The sequence below is a fragment of the Nocardia sp. NPDC058114 genome (assembly GCF_042884695.1).
GTDB lineage: Bacteria > Actinomycetota > Actinomycetes > Mycobacteriales > Mycobacteriaceae > Nocardia.
This window is the reverse complement of sequence record NZ_JBHVTK010000004.1, coordinates 466,307-489,334: the sequence shown is the minus strand read 5'-3', so window position 1 is coordinate 489,334 and position 23,028 is coordinate 466,307. Positions and strand designations below refer to the sequence as shown.

Genomic DNA, 23,028 nt, shown 5'->3' with positions numbered 1-23,028 from the left:
TGGCGGGCTCAGAACTCGTTGGCCACGCCGATCACGGTGCGCCCGGAGTGGGTGCCGTCCTTGATCGACTGCAGGACGGTGCCGACCTCGGTGATCGGTGCGAAGGACTCGATCGTCGACAGATGCTGGGGGCGAAGCTGTTTGCCCAGTGCTGTCCACAGTGCGCGGCGCTTCTCGATCGGGAGCTGGACCGAGTCGATGCCGAGCAGGCTGACGCCGCGCAGGATGAACGGGAGCACGGTGGTGGGAAGCTCGGCGCCGCCGGTGAGGCCGCTGGCCGCTACCGCCCCGCCGTAACCGATGGCGCTGAGGACGTGGGCCAGCGACGCGCCGCCGACGCTGTCCACCGCCGACGCCCAGTTGGCCTTGTTGAGCGGGCGCGGCTTGGCATCGGGGTCGAGGGGCAGCCGGCCGATGACCTCGTTGGCGCCGAGCTCGGCCAGCAGGTCGTTCGCGTCGGTCTTGCCGGTGGAAGCGATCACCTCGAAGCCGAGGCCGGAGAGGATGTCGATGGCCACGGTGCCGACACCGCCGGTCGCGCCGGTGACCAGGACGGCGCCGTCGTCGGGGGTCAGGCCGTGGTCGAGCAGGGCCTGCACGCTCAGGGCGGCGGTGAAGCCCGCGGTGCCGATGGTGGCGGCGTCTCGGGTGTCGAGGCAGTCGAGCTTCACCACCCATTCGGCAGGCACCTTGGTGTATTCGGCAAAGCCACCGTTGCGCGAAACGCCCAGGTCGTAGCCATGGGCGATGACCTGATCGCCGGGGGAGAAGTCATCGATCTCCGAGGCGATCACCTCACCGGTGAGGTCGATGCCCGGCACGATCGGATAGTTGCGCACCACCCCACCGCGCGGCGTGATCGCCAGCAGATCTTTGTAGTTCGCGCTCGAGTAATGAACCTTGATCGTCACCTCGCCGCTACCGAGGAAGTCGTCTCCCACCGTTTCACGAGCGAGAACGATCCCACCATCGGATTCACGGGCCACCATCGCAGAAAACTCCATTGCCCGAGCATACGAGTTCGCGAGACCGCGGGGGAGGACCCACGTCAGGGCGGGACGAGTTCCAGGCGGACGCCGAGGAGGCGGATCGGGCGGTCCAGGTCGAAGCGGTCGATGATCGCCAGGGCGGTGTCGGTGATGGTGGTGATGTCGTCGGTGGGGGCGGGGAGTTTTTGCTGTTTGCTGCGGGTGTAGAAGGTTTTCGTGCGGACGGTGACCGAGACCCGGGTGCTGACGCGGTGGTGTTCGCGCATCTCCTCGGCGACCTCGGTGGCGATGCGGGCGACCTCGCGGCGGATTTCGCCGGGATCGGTGAGGTCGTGCGGGAAGGTCTCGGACTTGCTGCGGCCCACGGGGATTCGTGGGGTGGTCGAGAGTTCGGTGTCGCCTTTGCCGTGGCCGAGGACCCACAGGTAGGGGCCGGTGCTCGGGCCGAACTCGGCGGCCAGGCGCGCGCGGTCGGCGGACATGAGATCGGCGACCGTGGTGATGTCGAGGTCGGCCAGACGGTGGGCGATGCGGGCACCGACGCCCCAGAGCGCGTCGGTGGGGCGGTGGCCCATGAGTTCGGTCCAGTTGGCGGCGGTGAGCTCGAAGATGCCGGTGGCGGCGCCGGGGTCGTGCTCGGGTTCGGCGGAGGTCTTGCCGGTGGACTTGGCGAAACCGGTGGCGAGCTTCGCGGTGAGCTTGTTGTCGCCGATGCCGACCGCGCACGTGAGGCCGAGTTCGATGATGGCGGTGCGGATTTCGGCGGCCAGCTGCCACGGATCGCCGTCGGTGGCGACGAACGCCTCGTCCATCCCCCACACCTCGACCGCGCCGGCCACCCGGCCCAGCGTCGCCATGATCTCTTCGGAGGCCACCTCGTAGGCGGCCATGTCGACCGGCAGGAAAACGCCCTCCGGGCACTTGCGCTGCGCCATTCTCAACGCCATCCCCGCACGCACGCCGTAGGCCCGCGCGGGATAAGACGCGCAGGTCACGACCTTGCGGGGCTGCGCGGGATCGCCCTCGCCGCCGACGATCACCGGCAGGCCGCGCAGCTCAGGGCGACGCCGGAATTCCACCGCCGCCTGGAACTGGTCGAGATCCACATGCAGGAGCCACCGGGGCACAGTTCCGTCTTACCGCATCGCACCGACAGATCGGCTCTTGCCACGTCAGCCGGACAGAACTAAATTCTGTATATGGAGATGCGAGATCGGTTGTTGCTCGCCGCGGAGCGGCAGTTCGCCGAACACGGCGTGCTCGATGCCACGCTGAGCGATATCCGCGCCGCCGCCGATGCCAGCGTCGGCGCGCTGTACCACCACTTTCCGGACAAGTCCGACCTCTATCGGCAGGTCTGGATGGCCGCGCTCACCGACTACCAGCAACACTTCTGGAATGCCGTCGCCGACAGTCCCGACGCGCGGACCGGCGTCGAGGCCGGGGTGCGCGCGCACCTGCACTGGGTGCACGAATATCAATATCGCGCAACGGTTCTCACGGGTTCGCGGCCGCCCGGGGCCCGGGAGAGCGAGCGCAATGTGGAGTTCCTCACGGCCGTCCGGCGGTGGTGGCGCACGCACGCGGGATACGGCGCGGTGCGTGACCTGGAACTCGATCTCGTCTACGCGCTGTGGCTCGGTGCGGCACAGGAATACTCCCGCCAATGGCTTGGTGGCAATATCCGTACCGCGCCAACCGATGTCGCCCCCGAGCTCGCCGCCGCCGCGTGGGCGACACTGCGGGCCGACGGCACCGAATAGTCACCATGCAGGGCCACGCAACTCGAAGAACGGAACACCCGATGCCGACCGAAGCTTCCACCCTCGACCTCGACCTGGCGCGCCAGGTACTAGCCGCGCAGCCGTTCGCCCGTCTGGTCGGCACCGAGCTCACCGAATTCGGTGAGGGCGCAGCCACTCTCATCATCGACATCCAGCCAGAACACGGCCAGCAGTTCGGCTTCGTGCACGGCGGGGTGCTCGCCTACGCCGCCGACAACGCCCTCACCTTCGCCGCGGGTACCGTCCTGGGCCCCAACGTCCTCACCGGCGGCTTCACCATCACCTACCTGCGCCCTGCCCAGGGCGAGCGCCTGCGCGTGCACGCCACCGTCCTTGGCGCCACCCGCCGCCAGGCCGTCACCCACTGCGACGTCTACGCCGAGACCGAGGGCGAGGAACCTGTCCTCTGCGCGGTCGCCCAGGGCACCACTCGCCGCGTCGAGAAGGACCTCGCCCCCACCACCGAGGAAGACGCGGACGGTTTCGACGACGACGATCTCGACGACGACCTCGACGACCTCGACGACCTCGACGACCAGGACAACTACGACACCGACCAACTCGCCGTAGTCACCGTCGCGGGCCCGATGCTGCCGCCGACCGTCAGCCGCTAGCCGGACACGTCAACGGGCCGTACACAGCTGTGCACGGCCCGTTGACAGCGGGGATCAGGCGCTGACGGCCAAGGTCTTGCCGTCGGCGGCGGGTTCGGCGATCGGCTCGATCGCGTAGGCCAGGATGTCTGCCACGTCGGCGACGGGGCGGACGTTCAGGGCGGCCAGTACTTCCGCCGGGACTTCGTCCAGGTCCGGTTCGTTGCGGGCCGGGATGAAGACGGTCTTCAGGCCGGCTCGCTGGGCGGCGAGCAGCTTCTGCTTCACGCCGCCGATCGGCAGGACACTGCCGTTCAGGGTGACCTCGCCGGTCATCCCCACATCGCCGCGGACCGGGCGACCGAGGGCCAGCGACACCAGGGCGGTGACCATGGTGACGCCCGCCGAAGGGCCGTCCTTGGGGACCGCACCCGCGGGGAAGTGGATGTGGATGTTGCGGTCGAGGACCTTCGGCTCGATACCGATTTCCTCCAGGTGCGAGCGGACGTAGGTGAGGGCGATCTGAGCCGATTCCTTCATCACGTCACCGAGCTGGCCGGTGAGGGTGAGCGAACGCTCGCCCTCGGCGCCGTTGGCCTCGATGTAGAGGACATCGCCGCCCGCACCGGTCACCGCGAGGCCGGTCGCCACGCCCGGGACGGAGGTGCGCTCCATCGAGTCCGGGGTGAAGCGGGGACGCCCGAGGTAGTCGGTGAGGTTGTCGAGGTCGACCACCAGGCTCGTCACCTGACCGACCGGCTGTGGACCGGCCGCGATGTCGATGACGTTGTCGTAGCCGAGTTCGGGGTCGTACCCGAGCACCGCGCCCTCGCCCAGCGCGCCCTTGTCGACGAGCGGGGCGTCCACGGCAGCGTCGCCGACGCTCGCGGGGTCGCCTGTGACCAGGCGAGTTGCCGCCTTGCGCAAGGCTTTTGCCACCAGGCGCTCCATTTGACGCACGCCCGCCTCCCGGGTGTAGTTCGCCGCGATCTCGCGCAGGGCCGCGTCGGTGATCGACACTTCTTCCGCGGTCAGCGCGTTGCGCTCCAGCTGGCGGGGAACCAGGAAGTCGCGCGCGATCGCCACCTTGTCGGCCTCGGTGTAACCGTCGACGGTGATGAGCTCCATACGGTCCAGCAGGGGACCGGGGATGGTGTCCATGACGTTGGCGGTCGCGATGAACAGGACATTCGACAGGTCGAGGTCCAGGTCCAGGTAGTGGTCGCGGAAGGTGTGGTTCTGCGCGGGGTCGAGGACCTCGAGCAGAGCCGCCGCCGGATCACCACGGAAGTCGGAGCCGACCTTGTCGATCTCGTCCAGCAGGACAACGGGATTCATCGAACCCGCCTCCTTCACCGCACGCACGATCCGGCCCGGCAGCGCGCCGACGTAGGTGCGGCGGTGGCCACGGATCTCGGCCTCGTCGCGCACGCCGCCGAGGGCGACGCGAACGAACTTGCGGCCCAGCGCCTTGGCGACCGATTCACCCAGCGAGGTCTTACCGACACCGGGGGGACCCACCAGCACGAGCACCGCGCCGGACCCGCGTCCGCCCACGACCTCGAGACCGCGCGCGGCCCGCCGCGAACGCACCGCCAGGTACTCGACCATCCGGTCCTTCACCTCGTCGAGGCCGTGGTGATCGGCGTCGAGCACCGCTCGCGCGGCCGAGACATCGGTGCTGTCCTCGGTTTTCACCGTCCACGGCAGATCGAGCACGGTGTCGAGCCAGGTACGGATCCAGCCGGATTCCGGGCTCTGGTCGCTGGCGCGCTCCAACCGGCCGACCTCGCGCAGCGCCTCCGCGCGCACGTTCTCGGGCAGGTCCGCGTTCTCCACGCGAGTGCGGTAATCGTCGGCGCCGTCGGGTTCGTCCTCGCCGAGTTCCTTGCGGATGGCGTTGAGCTGCTGACGCAGCAGGAACTCGCGCTGACTCTTCTCCATGCCGTCGCGGACGTCTTCGGAGATCTTGTCGGTGACCTCCACCTCGGCGATGTGGTCCTTGATCCAGTCGATCTGCTTGGTCAGCCGCACCGCTACATCGGGGGTCTCGAGCAGTTCGCGCTTCTGGTCGTCGGACAGGTACGGCGCGTAGCCCGCGGTGTCGGCGATGGCCTCTACGTCGTCGAGCTGGTTGACGATGTCGATGATCTGCCAGGCCTCACGCCGCTGCAGCACGGCGACGACCAGCTTCTTGTACTCGGCGGCGAGCTCGGTGGTCCGCTCGTCGGGCTCGACCGCCTCGACGAGTTCGGCCTCCACCCACAGCGCGGCTCCCGGCCCGGTGACACCGTGCCCGATCCGGGCGCGGCGCTCGGCCTTCAACACGGCGGCGGGCGCGCCGCCGCGCATCCGGCCGACCTGTTCGATGGTGGCGACGACGCCGTAGGACGCGTAGCCCTCGTCGAGGCGCGGCGCGACCAGCACCGAACCGGTTTTGGCCGCCTGGGCGGCATCGATGGCGGCCTGCGCGGATTCGTCCAGTTCGATGGGCACGACCATGCCCGGCAGCACGATCGGATCGGTCAGGAACAGCACCGGCAGGTTCTGAGCTGAAGTCATGTCGACCCTTCCAAAGTTGAGCTTTGCTGACTCAACATGGACCCCCGGCGGTTTGTTCCTGCAGGTGGCGCCGTTCACTCACGGCGAAAATAATCGGCCGGGATTCTTGTGCCGCCGATGTCGAGAACGCGTGGGTGGCTCCGTCCCAGGGGTACAACCCACACAGAACACCAACCGAGGAGAACATCATGGCCAAGTACCTGCTGCTCAAGCACTACCGTGGCGCGCCGGCATCGGTCAACGACGCGCCGATGGATCAGTGGACGGCGGACGAGGTGTCCGCGCATGTGCAGTACATGGTGGATTTCGCCGATCGATTGCGATCGACCGGCGAGTTCGTCGACGGTCAGGCACTGTCCACCCAGGGCACGTGGGTCCGCTCGGACGGCGCGGGTCGCCCGCCGGTCACCGACGGGCCGTTCGCGGAGACCAAGGACCTGATCGCCGGGTGGATGGTCATCGATGTCGAGACCTATGACCGGGCGCTCGAACTCGCCGGGGAGCTGTCGGCGGCACCGGGCGCAGGTGGGAAGCCGGTGCAGGAATGGCTCGAACTGCGGCCGTTCTACACAGAGTTGCCCACGGTGACCGAATGAACGACGCGCTACTGCGCGAACTCGTCCCCGCGGTGATCGCGATCCTCGTCCGCCGCGGGGCCGGGTTCGCGGCGGCCGAGGACGCGGTGCAGGAGGCGCTGATCCGGGCGCTGGAAACCTGGCCCGACGATCCACCGCGCGACGCGAAGGGCTGGCTCGTCGCCGTCGCCTGGCGGAAGTTCATCGATGCGACACGGGCCGAAACATCCAGGCGTGGGCGGGAATTCGCGGTCGATGCCGAGCCCGAAGCCGGTCCGGTGCCCGCCACGGACGACACGCTGTGGCTGTATTTCCTGTGCGCGCATCCCTCGCTGTCGCCGGGCTCGGCCGTCGCGCTGACCTTGCGTGCGGTCGGCGGCCTGACGACCCGGCAGATCGCGACGGCCTACCTGGTTCCGGAATCGACTATGGCGCAACGGATCAGCCGGGCCAAGAAGCGGATCACGGGCTTACCGCTGGACCGTCCCAGCGATCCGGCAACGGTGCTGCGGGTGCTCTACCTCGTCTTCAACGAGGGCTACAGCGGCGACATCGATCTGGCCGCCGAAGCCATCCGCCTCACCCGTCAGCTCGCCGCCTCGACCGGCGAACCCGAGGTCTCGGGGCTGCTCGCGCTGATGCTGCTGCACCACGCCCGCCGTGCGTCGCGTATCGAGGGCGGGCGCTTGATCTCGCTGGCCGCACAGGACCGATCCCGTTGGGACACACACCTTATCGCCGAGGGCGTGACGATCCTGCAAGCCGCACTGGCCCGTGACCGCCTGGGCGAATACCAGGCCCAAGCCGCGATCGCGGCCCTGCACGCGGACGCCCCGAGCACCGCCGAAACGGACTGGATACAGATCGTGGAGTGGTACGACGAACTACTGCTTCTCACCGACAGCCCGGTGGTGCGCCTGAATCGCGCGGTCGCGGTCGGTGAGGCCGACGGCCCCCGAGCAGGGCTGGCCGCCCTCGCGGATCTCGACCCGGAACTACCGCGCCACAGCGCATCCCGGGCCTACCTACTCGAACGAGCGGGCGAACTCGAAGAGGCCGCGACCCTGTACGCCGCAGCGGCCCGCGCGGCCACCACAGTTCTCGAGCGCGACCATCTCACCCGCGAGGCGGCTCGAGTTCGGCAATTACCGCGACCCTGAATCCGATTGCCGCGCGGTCGCACTGGGCAAACCTGCCCGCAAAACAGCTCGGCCTCCCCCGGGTTGAGGACCGGGGGAGGCCGAGTTGTGGACAGGTGGCTTACAGGTTCGAGGAACGAATCCGCTCGGTCGGGGGATCGAACGGACGGCCCGCGGTGGAGCCCGAGCTCAGGAATCCGAGGACCGCGCCGCCGATGAGGAAGATGGCGGCGAGGATGCCCAGGATGATCGGCAGGGTCTTGCCGTACAGGTCGAGCTTGTCGAGGCTCTCCTGGGTGACGGCCATCTGGGCTTCGATGGTCTCTTCGTCGAAGACGAGGTGCGACTTCAGGATGTTGACGTCCACCTGCCCGGCGCTACGGCCGTAGTACATGTGGAGGTTCTCGCCACCCTTGAGAACCGCGCCGGTCCTCGGCTCCACCCACACGTCGCGGGTGTTGGTGTAGAAGCGCGTCATGGTGACCGGCTCGGTGCCCTCGAGGCCCCACTTGGCGGCGGGCAGGGCGAGCTGATGGGACGGGTGCTTGACGACGTCCCACATGTTCGTCACCGGGATGGTCTGCCGGAAGTGGTAGACCGGCACGCCGTTGATCTCCGACTCGTCGATGAAATCGATGTCGTAGGTGGCGCGGGCGTTGAGGTCGAAGTACGGGTACGACTTCTTCTCGGTGCCGATCGGGAAGCGGTACTGCAGGCCGCGCCGCTGCGACTCGGTGGGGATCGCGGCGCCCGACTTGGGGTCCTGAGCCACGGCGATCGAACCGTTGGGCGAGGCGTCGATCGGCGCGCCGGTGACGCGGTCGATGGTGACGCGGTCGACCGAGGCGGTGAGCAGGCCGTCCTTGGGGTCCTGGTCGTCGCGACGCAGGGTCTGGCCGGCCTGGACGGTCATCTCGTCGGCGTCCGAGGGCTCCTCGACCGTCAGGAAGCGCTGGGAAACGAGCGGCACATTGGTGTTCACCTTGGCAGCGCCCTCGGTCGCGGTGAGCGACTTCGCGTCCAGCACGAGGCTTTCCTCGCCGGGCACGCTCTTGGCGACCGTGGTGATGCGCAGGTCGAGCGGGGTCTTGGCGACCTTGCCGACCGTGTAGGTGGGAATCATGACCGCGGCCGCGAGCAGCAGCGCGCCGAGACCGACGAGGATGCAGGCGATGAGCCTGCGTACGTTGCTCATCGCGAGCCGTACTGCACGTTGCCGAGCAGCGACGAGCCCGGGTCACCGGACTCCTCGGGCGCGGGGATCGAATTCTGTTGCGCGCCCGCGGTGATGCCGAGTACGGCAATCACCCCGATGACCGCGCCGGCCAGGCCGCTGACCAGGCCGGGGACGACAAACTTCATAGATCGAACTCCAATTGCGTGGTGCGAGACTCAGCCGACGGAGAAGAAACCGAGGGTCGGGGCGAACGAGCAGGTGCGGTCACCATCGGCGGTGGCCGTGGTGAGCGAACCGGTGATCACTGCCGCGACCCGGCCGGGACCGGTGTCGGCGATAGCGGTGAGAGTGGCCGGGCCGTCGGCGTTGATGCCCGCCTCGGTGGTGAGCGGCTGGGTACCGGTGCGACGGTTGTCGAGGTTGACCCACTGCACCGTCATCGGCGGATTCTGCACGACCGTGGCGGTCTTCGTGCCGAGCGCGGTGAAGACGAAGCCGGTCTGGCCCGCGGCCGGTCCGGGCGGCGGCAGCGTCGCCGGGCCGGGGACCGCCAGCGCGGTGCCGACGGAATCCGACGTCGGGCCGATGCAGCCCTTGCCGATGGTCGGGTAGAGGAACTGCGCGATGCGCGGACCGTCCGAAGGCGGCAATTCGGGACCGCCGCCGCCACTGCCGTCGAGGAAGGTGATGACCTTTTCGAGGGTGGCCTTGACCTGCGCCGGGATGCCGGGCGTGGCCAGCAGCACGCGAGCCTGGGCCAGGATCGCGGCCTGTCCGCCGTCGGCGATGGGGCCGGGGGCCGAAATCGCGCCTACGATCGTCGGAGCCAGCGCCGCGAGTGTCCCGGAGGGGACGTTCTCGGCGATGGCGGGGACGCTCGGCTGCGTCGCGGCGGACTGCGGGGCAGCCATCGTGGGCGTGGGTGCCACGAGTGCCGCACCCGCCGCTAGTACGAGGGCGGACAATGCGGTCCGCGATGCTCGGGTGCTCAGCACTGGTCGGCCGTCCTTTGTTCGGTGGATAGATGAAGCGACCCGGAAAGGTCAGTGTTATCCCGGGTTTCAGATACTTTGGAGAGGTGACTACAGCGGACAGGCGGTATGGGGGTCGTACGGTCGTCGCGCGAAAAGCCGAACGACGACTGCGATTCCTGGAAGCAGCGACGCAGATCTTCGCGGAACGTGGCTACGCCACGTGCTCGCTCGCCGAGGTGTGCGCGGCGGCCGGGCTGTCCAAGCGGCAGTTCTACGAGGAGTTCGAAACTCGTGAAGACGTGCTGGTAGCGGCCTACGACCGGATCCAGGACGACGCGGCGGCCGCGGTCGGCACCGCGCTGGTCGCGCTCGGCTCGACCGATCCGCAGCTCGCGTTGCGAGCCGGCTTCGGCGCGTACCTGGAGTCGCTCGGCTCCGACCCGTATCGCGCGCAGGTGGCGCTGATCGAGGTGGTCGGGGTGAGCGATCGGATGGAGACCCATCGCCGGACCCGCAGGCACGCCTGGTCGGCACTGATCGAGGGCGCGCTGGAGCGGGTGGGGGTGCGCCTGCGCGGTGATGCCGAGCTGACCACCGCGCTGATCACGGGCGCGGTCACCGGCGTGGCGCACGAATGGTTGCTGCGCAAGTCGCGTCCGCCCGTCGACGAGCTGGTCGATCTGCTCACCGGCGCCGCTCTGGCACTGGTCACGTTCGACTGACATCAAGGCAGCCTTCGGGACGGTGGCAACCTTGCTCACCTGCCGCCCGCTCAATCGACTCCCTTTCCAGACATTGTGAGACCGACTGGCTTCACAGTGTGGGCGAGAGTTTGACATATTAGTGACCCAGATCGCAACGGCAGAGTTTGCGAGACCGACGCTACCTGCGGGTATGGATTGACGGCGCTGCCCGTCAGCGGCGCGACACCGCGTTTCACGTAGAGGTTTGCTACTGGACGAACGACCGGGTGCACCTGCGCCGAGGGCATCGCGGGCTATCCGGTAGCAACCTGTTCCAGTTCGGTCGGAGCCCATTGTCAGCCCTTCCGCAGGGTGCCGGCGATGGTGCCGCCGAGGACACCAGGGGTTCGATAGGCCAGCGTGCCGTCGGGTTGCAGAGTGACCGTCGAGGTAGCGCCCTCGTCGAAGCATCCGCTACCGGCGGTGAGCCTGGCCCGGAAGGTGAGGCGCTGCGCGGTGGCCTCGGTGAGGGTTTCCGCACGGCCGCAGCGGTCGCGGGAGAGGGCGCCGGTGTTGGCCGAGGTCGCGAGTTCCTGACCGACCGCACCGGCGGCGATGGTGAGTTCGATGTCGAACTGAACCGGGCCGTCGGCGGCACGGCCCTTCCAGGTGCCGACGAACTCGGCCGGGACGGAGTCCGTGCCCGATCCGGTGGCGGTCGAGCTGGGTGCGGTCTCGGTCGAGCTCGAAGCGACGGAGGTCGAGGCGGCGGAGGTCGAGGCGGCGGAGGTCGAGGCGGCGGAGGTGCTCGATCCGGTGCCGCCGGTGGACCCGGCATGCAGTTGGGTCCCGATCAGATAGGCGCCACCCGCGACCGCCACCGCCACCGTCGCGGACGCGGCGATCAACAGAGTCCGGGTTCGTCGCGACGCGGTGGCACGTGCCGGCGCGGGCGGCGGGCGACCGGTGAACGTGTCGGCGGAATTGTGCGCGACCACAAAGGGCGGCGGGGTGAATTCGCCGGGCTCTCCATAGGGAGTCGGCGGCGATCCGCTGGTGACGGTCGGTCCGTGCGGTCTCGAGGAGCCGGTCGGAGAGACCTGCGCGGGGTTCGCGGCCGGCAGGTTCGGTACCGAAGTGCCTGTCGACCAGCCTGGTGCGGAAGTCGCGGCGGCATCGAGAGGCGATGCGCCGGAGGGGTCGGCAGGATCGAAATCCAGGTCGAGTAGCCGGACGGCGCTGGTACTGATGTGCGCGACTACTTGTGGCGGCAGCCAATCGGTTCGTTCGGCAGTGCCGATGCGGGCCAGTTCCGAAAGGACTTGTTCCGGGGTCGGTCTGGCAGCGGGGTCTTTGGCCAAACAGGACGAGACGAGCGGTCGCAGGGCGGAAGGAAGAGCCTCGAGACGGGGTTCCTCGTACACGATGCGCCAGAGCATCTGCATCACCTCGGCCGTACCGAAGGGGCCGTGACCCGCGGCGGCGAAGGTGAGGACGCCGCCGAGAGCGAAGACATCGCAGGCGGGACTGAGGGTTTCGCCGCTCACCTGCTCGGGACACATGAAACCCGGTGAGCCGAGAAACTTTCCGGTGGTGGTGAGGGCGGAATCCGCGATCACCCTGGCAATGCCGAAATCGATCACCTTGGGGCCGTCGATCGCGAGCATCACGTTCGACGGCTTCAGGTCGCGGTGCACGATGCCTGCCGCGTGCACCGCCACGAGCGCTTCGGCGAGCCCGTGTGCCAACGCCGGCAGCGCGGGCTCGGCGAACGGCCCGAACCGGTTGACCGCGTCGGTCAGCGAGATCCCGGCGACATAGCCGGTGGCCAGCCACGGCGCCCGCGCATCGACATCGGCGTCGAGCACCGGCGCGGTGTAGGCCCCGCCGACGCGCTGAGCCGCCGCGACCTCACGACGGAACCTCGCACGGAACTCCGCATCGATCAGATCCGGGCGGATCACCTTCACGGCGACCGTGCGCCCGCCCGGGTTCCGGCCCAGATACACCTTGCCCATGCCCCCGGCACCCAGCACGCCCAGCAGTCGGTAGTCGCCGATCCGCCGAGGATCGTTCGGGTCGAGCGGTTGCATCGCGGGTGGTTCCTTCGGATCAGGTGCGCGTCAGGCGAGCTGGGCTCGGGTGTCGGCCAGCAGTTCCGACAGCATCGGCTTGGCCGCGTGGTCGTCGGCCAATTCCGCGACGGCCTCGGTGAGGATCTTCTCGGCTTCGGTGGGGCGGTTCAGCTCGATCAGGAGTACGGCGCGCTCGTAGTCGGAACGGGTGGCCTGGTCGCCTGCGTCGATGGCGCGGAAACCCGCGGCGGCGGCGTCTGCGCGCGGAAGGGCGTCGTCGGGGCGTTGCGCGCGACGCAGGATCCGGGCGGCGTTGTGGTTGTGCCGGGCCGTGTGCCAGGTGAGCAGTTCGGTGTCCGGGTGGGCGGTGGCGAGCTTCGCGATCGCTTCGTCGGAGGCCGCGATGGCCGTGATCGCGGCGGCGTAGTCGCCGGTCCAGTGCAGCGACAGCGCGGCGCTGTAGCGGCAGTAGGCGACGCGCACCGGATCACCGAATCTCGCGGCGACCTCGGCGGCCAGCACGTAGCGCTCGGCGGCCTCGGCATCGCGATCGAGCACGTCGAGCAGATCGGCGGTCTCGACGAGGGCATGGGATTCGCCGCCGAGATTGCCGGTGGCGCGGTCGAATTCGATGATCTCGTCGAGGACGGTGAGTGCCGGTTCGTCCTCGTCCAGCCGGCGATGCAGATCGACCAGCAGGAAGCGGCAGGTCCTGGCCTGCTCGAGGGCGCCGGCGCGCTCCAGCCCGGCGATCGCCTCTTCGGCCTGGTCGGCGGCATCGAGCAACTGGCCGACGGCGCGGTAGGCGACAGCCAGATCCCATTGCACGTACGGCACCTGCGGACTCCCCGCCGCGATACCGATCGCGATGGCGGTCAACAGCTCGCTGACTGCCTCCTCGTGCCTGTTCAGGTGGATGAGCAGGGCACCGCGCCGGGCGTGCACGATGAGGCGCACGCTGTCGGGGAGGTCGGCGTCGACCAGCCGAACCGCCTCATCGATCATTTCCAGCGCCGCGACCGAATCGCCCGCGTCGAGGTGGATTCCGGAAAGGTACTGGGCCACATCGGCGACCCGCCACGCCTGACCGGCCCGGCGATACGCCGCGACGGCTTCCTGTCCAGCCACTACCGCGTCGGCGAGTTCAGTGTTGTTCTGGTGCAGATACATTCGGTGCCGGGCGACATTACCGAGCAGGATGTCCTCGCCGGCCTCGGCGGCGTCGGCCGCGGCCCGGTCGAGCAACGCGGGTAGCTCGGCGGCGTCCTCCTCGGACAGCTCGCCGCGATCGAACAGTGCGAACATGCCGCCGGAAAGCCTCAGTGTCGCAGCCGCTCTCGTCTGCGGTTCCGGCGAATTCGCCAGGTGTGACAGGGAATCCCGCAGCAGCCCGACAGCTTCCGCCACGTCGCCGTGCCTACTGAGGAGCAGGCCGAGCCGACCCAGGTCGGTTTGACGGCGATCCTGCTCGCCGGTCGCGGCGAAATACGCTGCCGCCCGGCGTAACAGTGATTCGGCGTGATCGTGATCGGTCGTCTGCAAGGCTGCGCCGGCCAGCACGGAGGCGCGTCGCCCGGCCAGACTCGGATCGCCCGGCTCCGGCTCGGCCGCCAACCGCTGCGCCAGGGCCCGTATTTCGGCGGGGGCGTGCTGCGTGGTCGCCTGTTCCGCGCGTTCGATCAGTTCGAGGGTGGTGAGCTCGGGGATCTCGACCGCCGCAGCCGCCGGACCCCGCTCGACCGGCACCCGGTGCGCGGCGGCCGCGGACAGCGGCAGGTAGTCGACGATCGGGCGGCTCGCCAGCTTCTGGTGGACCGATGCCGTCTGGTGATCGGTCCCGTTGCGGTGATCGAAGCGAGCGGCGATGGCCAGTGCCTCGTCGGTGAGCTCCACGTGCATTGCGCGCACGGTGGATTCGGCGGCGGGACGATCGGCGGCGGCCGGGCGGCAGAGCAACGTATCACCGTTGCCCGCATCGACGAGGGTGCGCAGGAGCAGCGCCGCGCAGGTCAGGAAGGCTAGCGCGTCCTTCGGGCTCGGCGCGCGATCGAGCCAGGAGAAATGGCGGTCGAGCAGTTCCAAGCCGCGCACCTGATTGCCCGACAGCGCGCAGAACTCGAGGTGGTCGCCGATCGCGGCGAGGTCCTGCGGCTTGGTGCGCAGCAGACGGTAGGAGCGGCGGTGCGCGCTGCGCGCCTCGTCGAGCTGGCCGGTGCGCAGGTAGGGCAGCAGCAGTTCGGTCAGAATGAGCTGCGGTTGCTCCGAACAGCCGAGTTCGCCGGCGAGGACCGGAGCGGCGAGCTCGACGGCTTCGATGTCGCGGCCCTGGCTCGCCAGCCAGGCGACCCGGTTGGTGGGGTCACAGCCTTCACAATCGGAGTTCTCGTCACGCGGTGTGGTGCACCACCTTTCGTACCACTCGGCGGCCGCGTCGAGGTCGCCGATGTGGACCGCCACCCGATGCCTACGGCCGTACACCGCGTTCAGGCTCTGACCCTCGACCCGATAGCGGCGTTCCATCTGATCGAGGGCGGCCAGCGCCCGATCCATCGGTACCTCGGGGAATTTCGTCATCGCGCCCACCGCGGTCTTGAACTTCCACCGCAGCGACGGCGCCACCCACGACTCGTGGGCGCCGGGGTCGCGATCGTATTCGGCCAGGCAGCGGGCGAACGGGACGAACAATTTGGCCGGGCTCATCCCGTGTCCGTACGCGTCGACCATCGCCATGCGAACGTGGAACGCGAGCTCGGTGTGCGCGCCCGCCTCCGCGTGCCGCAGCACCTGTTCCAGCAGTGCGTCTTTGGCGTCACCGTAGGGCATGTCGTAGGCCTGGAACAGCAGCCGTTGCAGGTCGTCGGGGGTATTGGCGTCGGACATCAGAGCTCTCCCCGGGGATCGTGAACCGCCCAGTCGAGCAACCCGACGAATGATTTGTTCAGCAGCGCGGTGTCGACCGGCCGCATCGGATGCTGGCCCAGCAGCAGCGCCTGACTGTAGAGCGCCTCGACCGCCGTGGTGACCAAACGGGCATCGGCGAGCCCGGTGATGCGGCGTACCAGCGGATTCCGGTAGTTGAGCACGAGCTGCGGACGGTCGCCCGCCTGGTCGGTATCGAAAGCACCCAGAACATCGGCCCACAGTTCGTCGGCGACCTCGCGGGTGGCGCGCAGTTCGGCGCGATGCTGGGCATCGCGGTCGAGCAGATACAGCGCGGCCAGCGACGGCGGATCGAAAGTGCGCAGTACCACTTCGCATTCGAGGCGATCGAGCACCCGCTGGGCGGTGGTCAGGAAGGGCCGAAGCGCCAGCTCCGTCGCCGGATCGACGAGATCGAAATGGGTGGCCAGTTCGGCGGGATCCAAACGGCGCACCCGGATCTCGGGATCGATCGCGGGCAAGCGCTCGAGAATGTCGGTGATATAGGAGTAGCCGCCGTTCACCAAGCCGATGCCCGCGGCACTCGCCACCGCGGCCAGCTGCCGGAACTCCTCCACCGACGGGGTGTAGCGGACCTCGCCGAAGCGGCGGCGGAATTCGGCGAGCGGGATCTGGCCCGCGTTGGTCTCCACCGGCAACCAGCGGTCGACCAGGCGCAACATGTCGTCGTCGTGCAGGGCGAGGGCCTTCACGCCGAGATCGTGAATACGCAGGAAACGGTGCAGCGCGGACGGATCGGAGGTGGACAGTTCCACCAGCCAGTCCCTGATCCGGCCGCCGAGCGCTTCCCTCGTGCTCTCCAGCAGGTCGTCCTCGTAGAGGGCTTCGCGGCTCGCGGTGGGGCGCAGCTCGGTGGTGTCGACCACACAGCGGACGAAGAAGGCCCAGTCGGGCAGCAGGCCGGTGACGCTCTCCGCCAACAGCATTCGCTTCAGATACACACGGTGTCCGGCCTTCGCCGCCGGGTTGACCGGCTGCGGGAGCACGAAAGCCACACCGCTGACGCCGGATTCGGCGCACGCGAGATCAAAGGTGGCGAACGGAGTGAAGCCGAAGGTGTCCTCGGCGTACGCAGCGAGCGCGTTCGTGCGGTCCGAAGGAGTGGGGTGGGTTGCGCGCCAAGGAACTTCGGGCTCGGTGATCGGCTCACCGTCGACGGTGACCTCGAACGGCAGCAGGCTACCGAACAGCCGCGCCAGCTCGACGACGGTCGTCGGAGTGAGCCACTGCTCGGCGCCTCGGCGCGGCGCGAGGATCACGGTGGTGCCGGGTTCGTCGCGTTCCCGCGCGGCGGGCTCGACGCGGTAGCGGCCGTCGGCGAAACCGGTCCAGCGCACGGTCGGGCCGCCGCGCGCGGACCGGGTGAGAACCTCGGCCTCGTCCGCGACCAGGAAGCACGACAGCAGGCCGATACCGAACTGGCCGAGGAACTCGTGCCGGGCGAAGCCGAGGTCGTCGCGCTTGCCGCTGCGGCCGATCGTGGCGAGGAAGGTGTGCACCTCGGCCTCGGTCAGGCCGACACCGCTGTCATGGACACGGATGGTGCCGTCACCGGTGCCGGCGGGCGTCTCGATCCTGACCTGCGCGCGAGCCTGTGGGTCGAGGGCGTGGCGGGCGGTGATGGCGTCGACCGCGTTCTGCAGCAACTCGCGGACGTAGACCCGTGGGCTGCCGTACAGGTGATGGCTGAGCAGGTCGACGATGCCCCGCAAGTCGACCTGGAATACCTGCTCCACCGGGGTTCCCTCCCAAAACGCTGACCATCCGCTGGGTCACTGTAACTGGATCTCCGTTGGCTGGCGGCGCAGTTCTTCGCGCTCGACTCCGCCGAGAACGCAGCGGCCGGGGTTCGGTCAGTGGGGACCGCGGGTGAGCTCGGTGCGGTTGGTGACGGCGAGTTTGGCGAGGATGTTGCGGACGTGGGTTTCCACCGTGCGCTCGGAAAGGACCAGGTGGGTCGCGATTTCCCGATTGGTGAGGCCGGTGGCGACGAGGCCGTGCACTTCGCGTTCGCGGCGGGTCAGTGGGTCGGCGGTGCGGGTGGCCGTGGTGATGTCGGCGAGTAGGGTGTCGGCCGCGCGCAGACGGTGTGGCATGTCGAGGCGGCGGAAGGCGGCGGCGGCCCGGTCGGCTGCTTCGCGGGCGGCGGGGAGGTCGCCGCGGGCGAAGAGGGTGCGGGCCAGGCCGAGGTGGCCGAGGGCGACGAAGGGGCGCGCCCCGATCGCGGCGTCCATCGTCAGGCCCTGCTGGTAGAGGCCGACGGCGGCGTCGAGATGGCCTGCGACGCGGGCGTTGTCGGCGCGGATACGCGCGATCGAACCCACACAGATGAGCGCGCCCGTGCCGTCGGCGGCGTAGTGGTGTTCGCGGCCCCGCAAGGCCCGAAAGACGCGGTCGGCAGTCTCGGCGTCGTCCAGGAATTCGGCCACGATGCCCACCGAATACACCGTGCCGGACCAGCGCGGGCCGATCTCGAGGGTGTCGGGCAGCAGGCGGAACGGCGCGAACAGGGCCTGCGCCTCCTCGAGATCGCCTGCCATCGCGTGCAGCATCGGGGCGAACAGCTGGGCGATCGTGATCTTCGGGGCGAAGGCCAGCGAAGCCAGCGCCGCGGTGAGCTCGTCGCGGTCGATGTGACCGACGATCACGGCATACATGCCACGGAAGGCATGGTGCAGGCCGGCGAGGGAGTAGTCGCCGATGCCGACCGCCAGTTCGTGGGCGGCGGTGTCGGATGCCAGGGCAGCGGGGAAGTCGCCGACCAGGGCCGCGCGGGTGGCCCGCAGGCGCAACAGGTGCCAGCGGGCGAGCGGGAGGCGGCGGCGGTCGGCGAGGAGTTCGATGTGGTCGAGGGCGTTGTCGAAGGCAGGCAGGTCGCCGTGTTGCAGGGATGCGTCAGCTGTCCACACGTATCCCCAGAGTTGTGCCAGCGGCTGCTCGGCGTCGGCCGCGATCTCGATTGCCCTCGCCGCGAGCACCGTTCGCTCCGCCAGGAAGTCCACAGCCGCAAGCGAGAGATGGCGGGCGTGGATCGCGTCGAGGACGACGTCGGGATCGGTGGACCGTTCGGCGGCGCGCATGGCCCGGTCGGAGAGTTCCCTGGCCCGCGCGCCCGCGCCGCGGTCGGCGGCCGACAGGGCACGCTGCGCGAGGATGCGGGCGACGAGGTCGGGATGCTTGTCGGTTTCGAGCAGGCGTAATGCCTTGCCGCAGAGGGCATCCAGTTGCGTCATCACGGTCGGGGTGGTGACGCCCTGCACCACCAAGCCTGCTTCCGCGAGCAGGTCGGGGCGGTCTGCTCGTTCGGCCGACGCGCCCGCCGCGACACAGTGGTCGAGGCTGGTGGCCACCCAACCGGCGGCGAACTCGTCGCGCGCCAGCTCGATCAGCAGCTCGGCGCGCTCGGCATCGGAGGCGGTGCCGCCCGCGGCATCGATGGCCCACTGCCCGAATCGGATCGCCTCGGCGTAGGCGGCACTCGCGCGGGCCGATCGCGCGGCCCGACGGGACCAATGGCGGCCGGACGGGGAGTCCGCACAGCCGCTCGCCTGCCGCCAGTGGGTCGCGATCGCCCCTGCCACCGCCGAATCCGGACCACCTCGCCCACTCAGCACCTCGGCGGCCGCGCGGTGACAGGCCGCTCGCCGCGAAGGGGCGAGGTCGGCGTACACGGCATCGCGCACCACAGCGTGCGTGAAACCCGTGGTGTCGTCGGCGAAACGACGGACGATACCGGCCGCGGTTGCCGCATCGAGCGCCTTCGCCACCGGATCGGAGACCGGAACGGGCTCCGACGGCAGCACCGATCCGTAGACCTGCGCCAGCAATTCGGTATCGATGCGTTCACCGAGCACGCTCGCGGCACCGAGAACCTCGATATGGGTGGGGTCGATACGGTCGAGCTGGGCGAGGATCAGGCGGCGGATTCCGGGGACCGACAGGAGCGGGTCGTCGCCGGCGCCCATGTCGGCATCGATGACCAGGCGGACCAGCAGGGGAGTGCCGCCGGTGCGTTCGTGCACGCGGTGCGCGAGATCCGGTGTGAGGCCGCGCTGTTCGAGCCAGTAGCGGACCTCGTGTTCGGAAAGACCTGGTACGGACAGGGACTGGAAGTGGGGTAGGCGCAGCCAGGCGGGCTGGTCGGCGAGCAGGGTTTCGCCCATCGGTTCGCGAGCGGTGCCGACGATGAGCACCTTGGTGCGCGGCGTTTCGGTCGCCACGTGGGTGAGCAGCGCCAGCGACGTGGGATCGGACCAGTGCAGATCCTCGAGCACCAGCAGCAAACCCGACGGCGCGGCGGCCGCGACGAGGACATCGGCGACCTCGGTGAACATCCGGAAGCGCTGGGCGGCGGGCCCGCCACCGGGCTCGGTGACGGTGTCGAGGGCGGCGGCCAGTTCGGGGAGCTCGCGCGCGGCCCGGCGCCACGGCCACAGCGGCGGCATCCCCGCGTCGTCGAGGGCACTGCCACGGGCAACCCGCAATCCCGCCTCGGCGGCCAGCGAGCCGACCTGCTCGGCCAACCACGATTTGCCGATCCCCGCTGTGCCGCTGACCAGCACGAATCGGCCCGCACCCGAGGCCGCGGCCACCACCGCGGCGCGCAGGCGGGCGATCTCCTCATGCCGTCCGACGGCCGGAGTCTGCACCGCCCCAGTATCTCGCGCGGGCGCGAGTTCAGTACTGCGAATACGTACCGGCACTGATCCGCGCGATGCCGTTCGGCGCGACGCTTGATCTGTCCGATTCCCCCAGTTCAGGAGATGAAATCATGTACGCACACGTCATCTGGTTCGACCAGCCACGCACGGCGACCGAACTCGCCGCCGTAGACTTCGCCAACGCCAACCGCATCGAGCCCGCCGTCGCGGGAGTGCCTGGGCTGCTCGACTTCTACGAACTGCGGCGCGCCGACGGCTCCGGCATGGTGATCGGCATCGCCGAGACCGAGGACGCCCTGCACGCGGTGCGCGAGGCGATCCTGGCCACCGAACTGCTGCCGGGGGAGGACCCCGCCCTGCTGCCCGGCCCCGACCGGGTGGAGATCTGCCCGGTGCTCACCCACCGCGACCGAGCCGCCATCTACGCCAGGGCGGACGAGTCATGAACCTGATCATGCTGGGCAGCCGGATGCCGGTCGGCCGGTGCGTCGGCCTCGCCGTGCAAGCCGTGCTGCGGTCGGCGGTTCCCGCCCGCGAGCGGGAACCGCGGCGCTACAGGTCGGCCAGGGCGATACCCGTGAGCGGGCTGCCGATACGGACCAGGTCGGTATCGGTACCGGTGCCGATGTCGACCAGGCGGATCGTGCCGCCGAGATCGCTCACATAGAAGCGGGAATCGAAACCGGTGACGCCGATCGCCTCGCGGTAGCCGGTGGAGATGATCGCCGGGGTCCCGACCTCCGGCTGGACCTTGGCCTCGTACAGCGCGTTGCCGCGGGGGGCGGCACCGCGGTCGGTCCAGACGAGATCGCCGAGACCGTGGAGTTCGACATCGATCGGCTCGGGCAAGTTCTCCCAGAGCAGCTCGATATCGGTGCGGGCGGCAGGATCCGCGCCGGGGGGCAGATCCATCCGAGTGCGGAAGATCCGGCCCTCGCCGCCCTTGGCCGCGCCCTTCTGCGTCCAGTAGAGCAGGCGGCGGTCGAGGTCGAGGCAGATGCCGACGCACCAGTTGCGCGGGAGGGAGGCATCGGCATCGCCCTCGCCGGTCACCACGAGGGCGTGCAGGTCGTCACCGTTCAGATCACAGGTGAGAACCTGCATGCCCTCGCGATCACACCAATACAGCCTGCCCCCTTCAACATCGGCGGCGAGCTGTTTGCCGGTGGTGAAGGCGCCGATCGGGACGATCGTGGTGCGGTTGCCGCCGTCGAGGTCGACCCGTTCGATGGAACCGTTGCGGGAGAAGAACTCCGGTTCGACGCCCGGCTCCGGACGCGCGTCGGGGGTGCCCATGTTGGTCCAATAGATATGGCCACGCAATTTGTCGACGACGACACCGTCGGGAAAACGATCGAGGCCGTCGACCACGGTGCGCACGTGTTTGCCGTCGAGCGAAATAGCATGCATCGCAGCTGCTTCGAGATCTAGAGCGACTATCTCGGTCATGGGGGCTCAGCCCTGCTTCGGCTTCGGGTAGTCGTCGTAGAAACCCGCACCCGTCTTCACCCCGAGTTTGCCCGCGTCGACATATTTCTTGAGCAGCTCGACCGGGCCCTTCGGCAGGTTCGGGTTCTCCTGCTCGTAGTGCTCCTCGATATCGAGCACCACATCCAGACCCACCTGGTCCATCATCCGGAACGGGCCCGCCTTGGTGCCGAAATTCCGCATGAACATCTCGTCGACATCATGGGGAATCGACACACCCTCGTGCACCACCTCGAGCGACTCGCGCTTGATGGCGGCCCAGATGCGGTTGAAGATGAAGCCGGTCGACTCCTTGCGCACCAGGTACGGGTGCAGGCCGTACTCCGGGAAGGTCTTCAGGACGAAGTCGAGGACGTCCTGCGAGGTCTGACCGTCCGACATCACGTCGAGCACCGTCGACTGCGGCGGCATATAGAAGTGGGTGTTGAGCATCCGGTCGTTGGTCGTCAAACCCTCGGTGAACAACCGGCTCGCGTACGACGACGAGTTCGAGGCGACGATCGCGTCGGCATCGGCATCGGCGTCGAGCTGGGCGAAGACCTTCTTCTTCAGGTCGAGGATCTCCGGCACCGCCTCGACCACCAGCCACGCGCCCTTCACGCCGATCGCCTGATCGGGCACATACTCAGCGGTGCCCGGCTTACCGTCGGGCACCGCCGCGGCCACCTCGGGCAGCTGTTTCTCCACGAAGGCCACAGCCGCATTGCCTACCTCGCCAGCGGGATCGATGATGCGGACCTCACCGCCCCTGGTGGCGAACATCAGGGCGATCCTTCTACCCAAGGTGCCACCACCGATCACCGCGACCGGACGCTCGAAATGATTCTTCGGAACATTGCTCACAGCGACTCCCTCTGCACAGGCGACGGGGGAAGAACTCAGTGACGCAGACAACAGCTATGCCAGCCTAGCTCCGACGTGCGACAGCGCGGTTGTCCCACGCACGCCTCGCGTTGACTCCCCTCGCGACCCGGGCCGCATCAGCGATGTCGGGTGGGCCGACTTCGCCCGACTTTTGACCTACAACAGGCATGGCGTAGCGGCACGGTCGCCACCGCGGATCGTTGGTACCCGTCGAGTAAGCGGTGCTCGGCCTGCGCGACAATCAATCCCGCCCTGAAGTTGGCCGATCGAGTGTTTATCTGCGGGTGTGGGTTTCGTGCCGACCGTGACCACAACGGCGATCAACCTTGCTTGCTGGCCCACGATTCACCAAGACGCTCCACGATCCCCGGACCCCCGAGCAAGAGGCCGGGTTACCGAAGTCCGCCGACGGGAAGGCGCTGACCGATACCCTTCGGGTGTCGGTGTAACCGACCCGGGAGAAGCGGAAACCGACGTTCACGCCGCATTCGTGGCCTGAACCGAGGACGCCCGAGAAGGGCGGT

The 23,028-nt window shown here is 68.8% G+C and carries 18 protein-coding genes and 1 pseudogene; 7 read left to right on the top strand and 12 right to left on the bottom strand.

Annotated features, from left to right (window positions below):
• Positions 1–8: 8 nt before the first annotated feature.
• Together ACFVVI_RS18325 and ACFVVI_RS18320 are read right to left on the bottom strand one after the other, a co-directional pair.
• The gene (locus tag ACFVVI_RS18325; RefSeq protein ID WP_387446068.1) at positions 9–1,004 is read right to left on the bottom strand and encodes an acryloyl-CoA reductase; all 996 of its coding nucleotides are present in this window, start codon (positions 1,002–1,004) and stop codon (positions 9–11) included.
• 44 nt (positions 1,005–1,048) lie between these two features.
• A complete protein-coding gene (locus tag ACFVVI_RS18320; protein ID WP_387446067.1) occupies positions 1,049–2,116 on the bottom strand; it encodes a DNA polymerase IV in 1,068 nt (355 codons plus the stop codon).
• A gap of 72 nt (positions 2,117–2,188) precedes the next feature.
• Here ACFVVI_RS18320 and ACFVVI_RS18315 point away from each other — a divergent pair, with 72 nt between their 5' ends.
• Together ACFVVI_RS18315 and ACFVVI_RS18310 are read left to right on the top strand one after the other, a co-directional pair.
• Positions 2,189–2,752 carry a TetR/AcrR family transcriptional regulator gene (locus tag ACFVVI_RS18315; RefSeq protein ID WP_387446066.1) on the top strand — a complete coding sequence of 188 codons (564 nt, stop codon included), beginning with the start codon at positions 2,189–2,191 and terminating at the stop codon, positions 2,750–2,752.
• Between the two features lie 41 nt (positions 2,753–2,793).
• Positions 2,794–3,201 (top strand): annotated as a pseudogene (locus ACFVVI_RS18310) (PaaI family thioesterase); the annotation flags it as partial.
• 240 nt (positions 3,202–3,441) lie between these two features.
• Here ACFVVI_RS18310 and lon read toward each other — a convergent pair.
• A complete protein-coding gene (lon, locus tag ACFVVI_RS18305; protein ID WP_387446065.1) occupies positions 3,442–5,928 on the bottom strand; it encodes an endopeptidase La in 2,487 nt (828 codons plus the stop codon).
• A 188-nt stretch (positions 5,929–6,116) separates the two neighbouring features.
• Between lon and ACFVVI_RS18300 the strand changes: the two genes are divergently transcribed.
• Together ACFVVI_RS18300 and ACFVVI_RS18295 are read left to right on the top strand one after the other, a co-directional pair.
• Complete coding sequence (locus tag ACFVVI_RS18300; protein ID WP_387446064.1) at positions 6,117–6,524, top strand: YciI family protein; 408 nt, start codon at positions 6,117–6,119, stop codon at positions 6,522–6,524.
• Positions 6,521–7,663, top strand: coding sequence for an RNA polymerase sigma factor (locus ACFVVI_RS18295; RefSeq protein WP_387446063.1), 1,143 nt, complete (start codon positions 6,521–6,523; stop codon positions 7,661–7,663). Before ACFVVI_RS18300 ends, ACFVVI_RS18295 begins: the two co-directional genes overlap by 4 nt.
• 100 nt (positions 7,664–7,763) lie before the next feature.
• Here the strand turns inward: ACFVVI_RS18295 and ACFVVI_RS18290 are convergent, their stop codons facing one another.
• The 3 genes from ACFVVI_RS18290 to ACFVVI_RS18280 are packed head-to-tail and all read right to left on the bottom strand — an operon-like array spanning position 7,764 to position 9,814.
• Complete coding sequence (locus tag ACFVVI_RS18290; protein ID WP_378989313.1) at positions 7,764–8,837, bottom strand: DUF3068 domain-containing protein; 1,074 nt, start codon at positions 8,835–8,837, stop codon at positions 7,764–7,766.
• Positions 8,834–9,004 carry a DUF2613 domain-containing protein gene (locus ACFVVI_RS18285; protein ID WP_082844323.1) on the bottom strand — a complete coding sequence of 57 codons (171 nt, stop codon included), beginning with the start codon at positions 9,002–9,004 and terminating at the stop codon, positions 8,834–8,836. The genes ACFVVI_RS18290 and ACFVVI_RS18285 overlap by 4 nt, the downstream gene beginning before the upstream one ends.
• Positions 9,005–9,034: 30 nt before the next feature.
• Positions 9,035–9,814, bottom strand: a complete 780-nt coding sequence (locus tag ACFVVI_RS18280) for a hypothetical protein (RefSeq protein ID WP_378989314.1) — start codon at positions 9,812–9,814, stop codon at positions 9,035–9,037.
• Positions 9,815–9,897: 83 nt separating this feature from the next.
• Between ACFVVI_RS18280 and ACFVVI_RS18275 the strand changes: the two genes are divergently transcribed.
• On the top strand, positions 9,898–10,515 hold the full coding sequence (locus ACFVVI_RS18275; RefSeq protein ID WP_378989315.1) for a TetR/AcrR family transcriptional regulator: 618 nt from the start codon (positions 9,898–9,900) through the stop codon (positions 10,513–10,515).
• Positions 10,516–10,832: 317 nt separating this feature from the next.
• Here the strand turns inward: ACFVVI_RS18275 and ACFVVI_RS18270 are convergent, their stop codons facing one another.
• The 4 genes from ACFVVI_RS18270 to ACFVVI_RS18255 form a co-directional block, all read right to left on the bottom strand.
• A complete protein-coding gene (locus ACFVVI_RS18270) occupies positions 10,833–12,569 on the bottom strand; it encodes a protein kinase (RefSeq protein ID WP_387446062.1) in 1,737 nt (578 codons plus the stop codon).
• 30 nt (positions 12,570–12,599) lie between these two features.
• Positions 12,600–15,431: a hypothetical protein gene (locus ACFVVI_RS18265; RefSeq protein WP_387446061.1), complete on the bottom strand. Its 2,832-nt coding sequence runs from the start codon at positions 15,429–15,431 to the stop codon at positions 12,600–12,602.
• Positions 15,431–17,227 (bottom strand): HSP90 family protein, encoded by a 1,797-nt coding sequence (locus ACFVVI_RS18260; RefSeq protein WP_387446060.1) that lies wholly within the window; start codon positions 17,225–17,227, stop codon positions 15,431–15,433. The genes ACFVVI_RS18265 and ACFVVI_RS18260 overlap by 1 nt, the downstream gene beginning before the upstream one ends.
• 117 nt (positions 17,228–17,344) lie before the next feature.
• Positions 17,345–20,140 (bottom strand): AAA family ATPase, encoded by a 2,796-nt coding sequence (locus ACFVVI_RS18255; protein ID WP_387446059.1) that lies wholly within the window; start codon positions 20,138–20,140, stop codon positions 17,345–17,347.
• Between the two features lie 122 nt (positions 20,141–20,262).
• Here ACFVVI_RS18255 and ACFVVI_RS18250 point away from each other — a divergent pair, with 122 nt between their 5' ends.
• Positions 20,263–20,598, top strand: a complete 336-nt coding sequence (locus tag ACFVVI_RS18250) for a hypothetical protein (protein WP_378989320.1) — start codon at positions 20,263–20,265, stop codon at positions 20,596–20,598.
• Between the two features lie 106 nt (positions 20,599–20,704).
• Here the strand turns inward: ACFVVI_RS18250 and ACFVVI_RS18245 are convergent, their stop codons facing one another.
• Together ACFVVI_RS18245 and ACFVVI_RS18240 are read right to left on the bottom strand one after the other, a co-directional pair.
• Positions 20,705–21,562, bottom strand: coding sequence for a hypothetical protein (locus tag ACFVVI_RS18245; RefSeq protein WP_378989321.1), 858 nt, complete (start codon positions 21,560–21,562; stop codon positions 20,705–20,707).
• 45 nt (positions 21,563–21,607) lie between these two features.
• Entirely contained in the window at positions 21,608–22,483 is an 876-nt protein-coding gene (locus ACFVVI_RS18240) for a 3-hydroxyacyl-CoA dehydrogenase family protein (RefSeq protein WP_387446058.1), read from the bottom strand.
• 150 nt (positions 22,484–22,633) lie between these two features.
• On the opposite strand from ACFVVI_RS18240, the gene ACFVVI_RS18235 reads away from it, so the two are divergent.
• A complete protein-coding gene (locus ACFVVI_RS18235) occupies positions 22,634–22,927 on the top strand; it encodes a zinc ribbon domain-containing protein (RefSeq protein ID WP_387446057.1) in 294 nt (97 codons plus the stop codon).
• Positions 22,928–23,028: the final 101 nt, after the last annotated feature.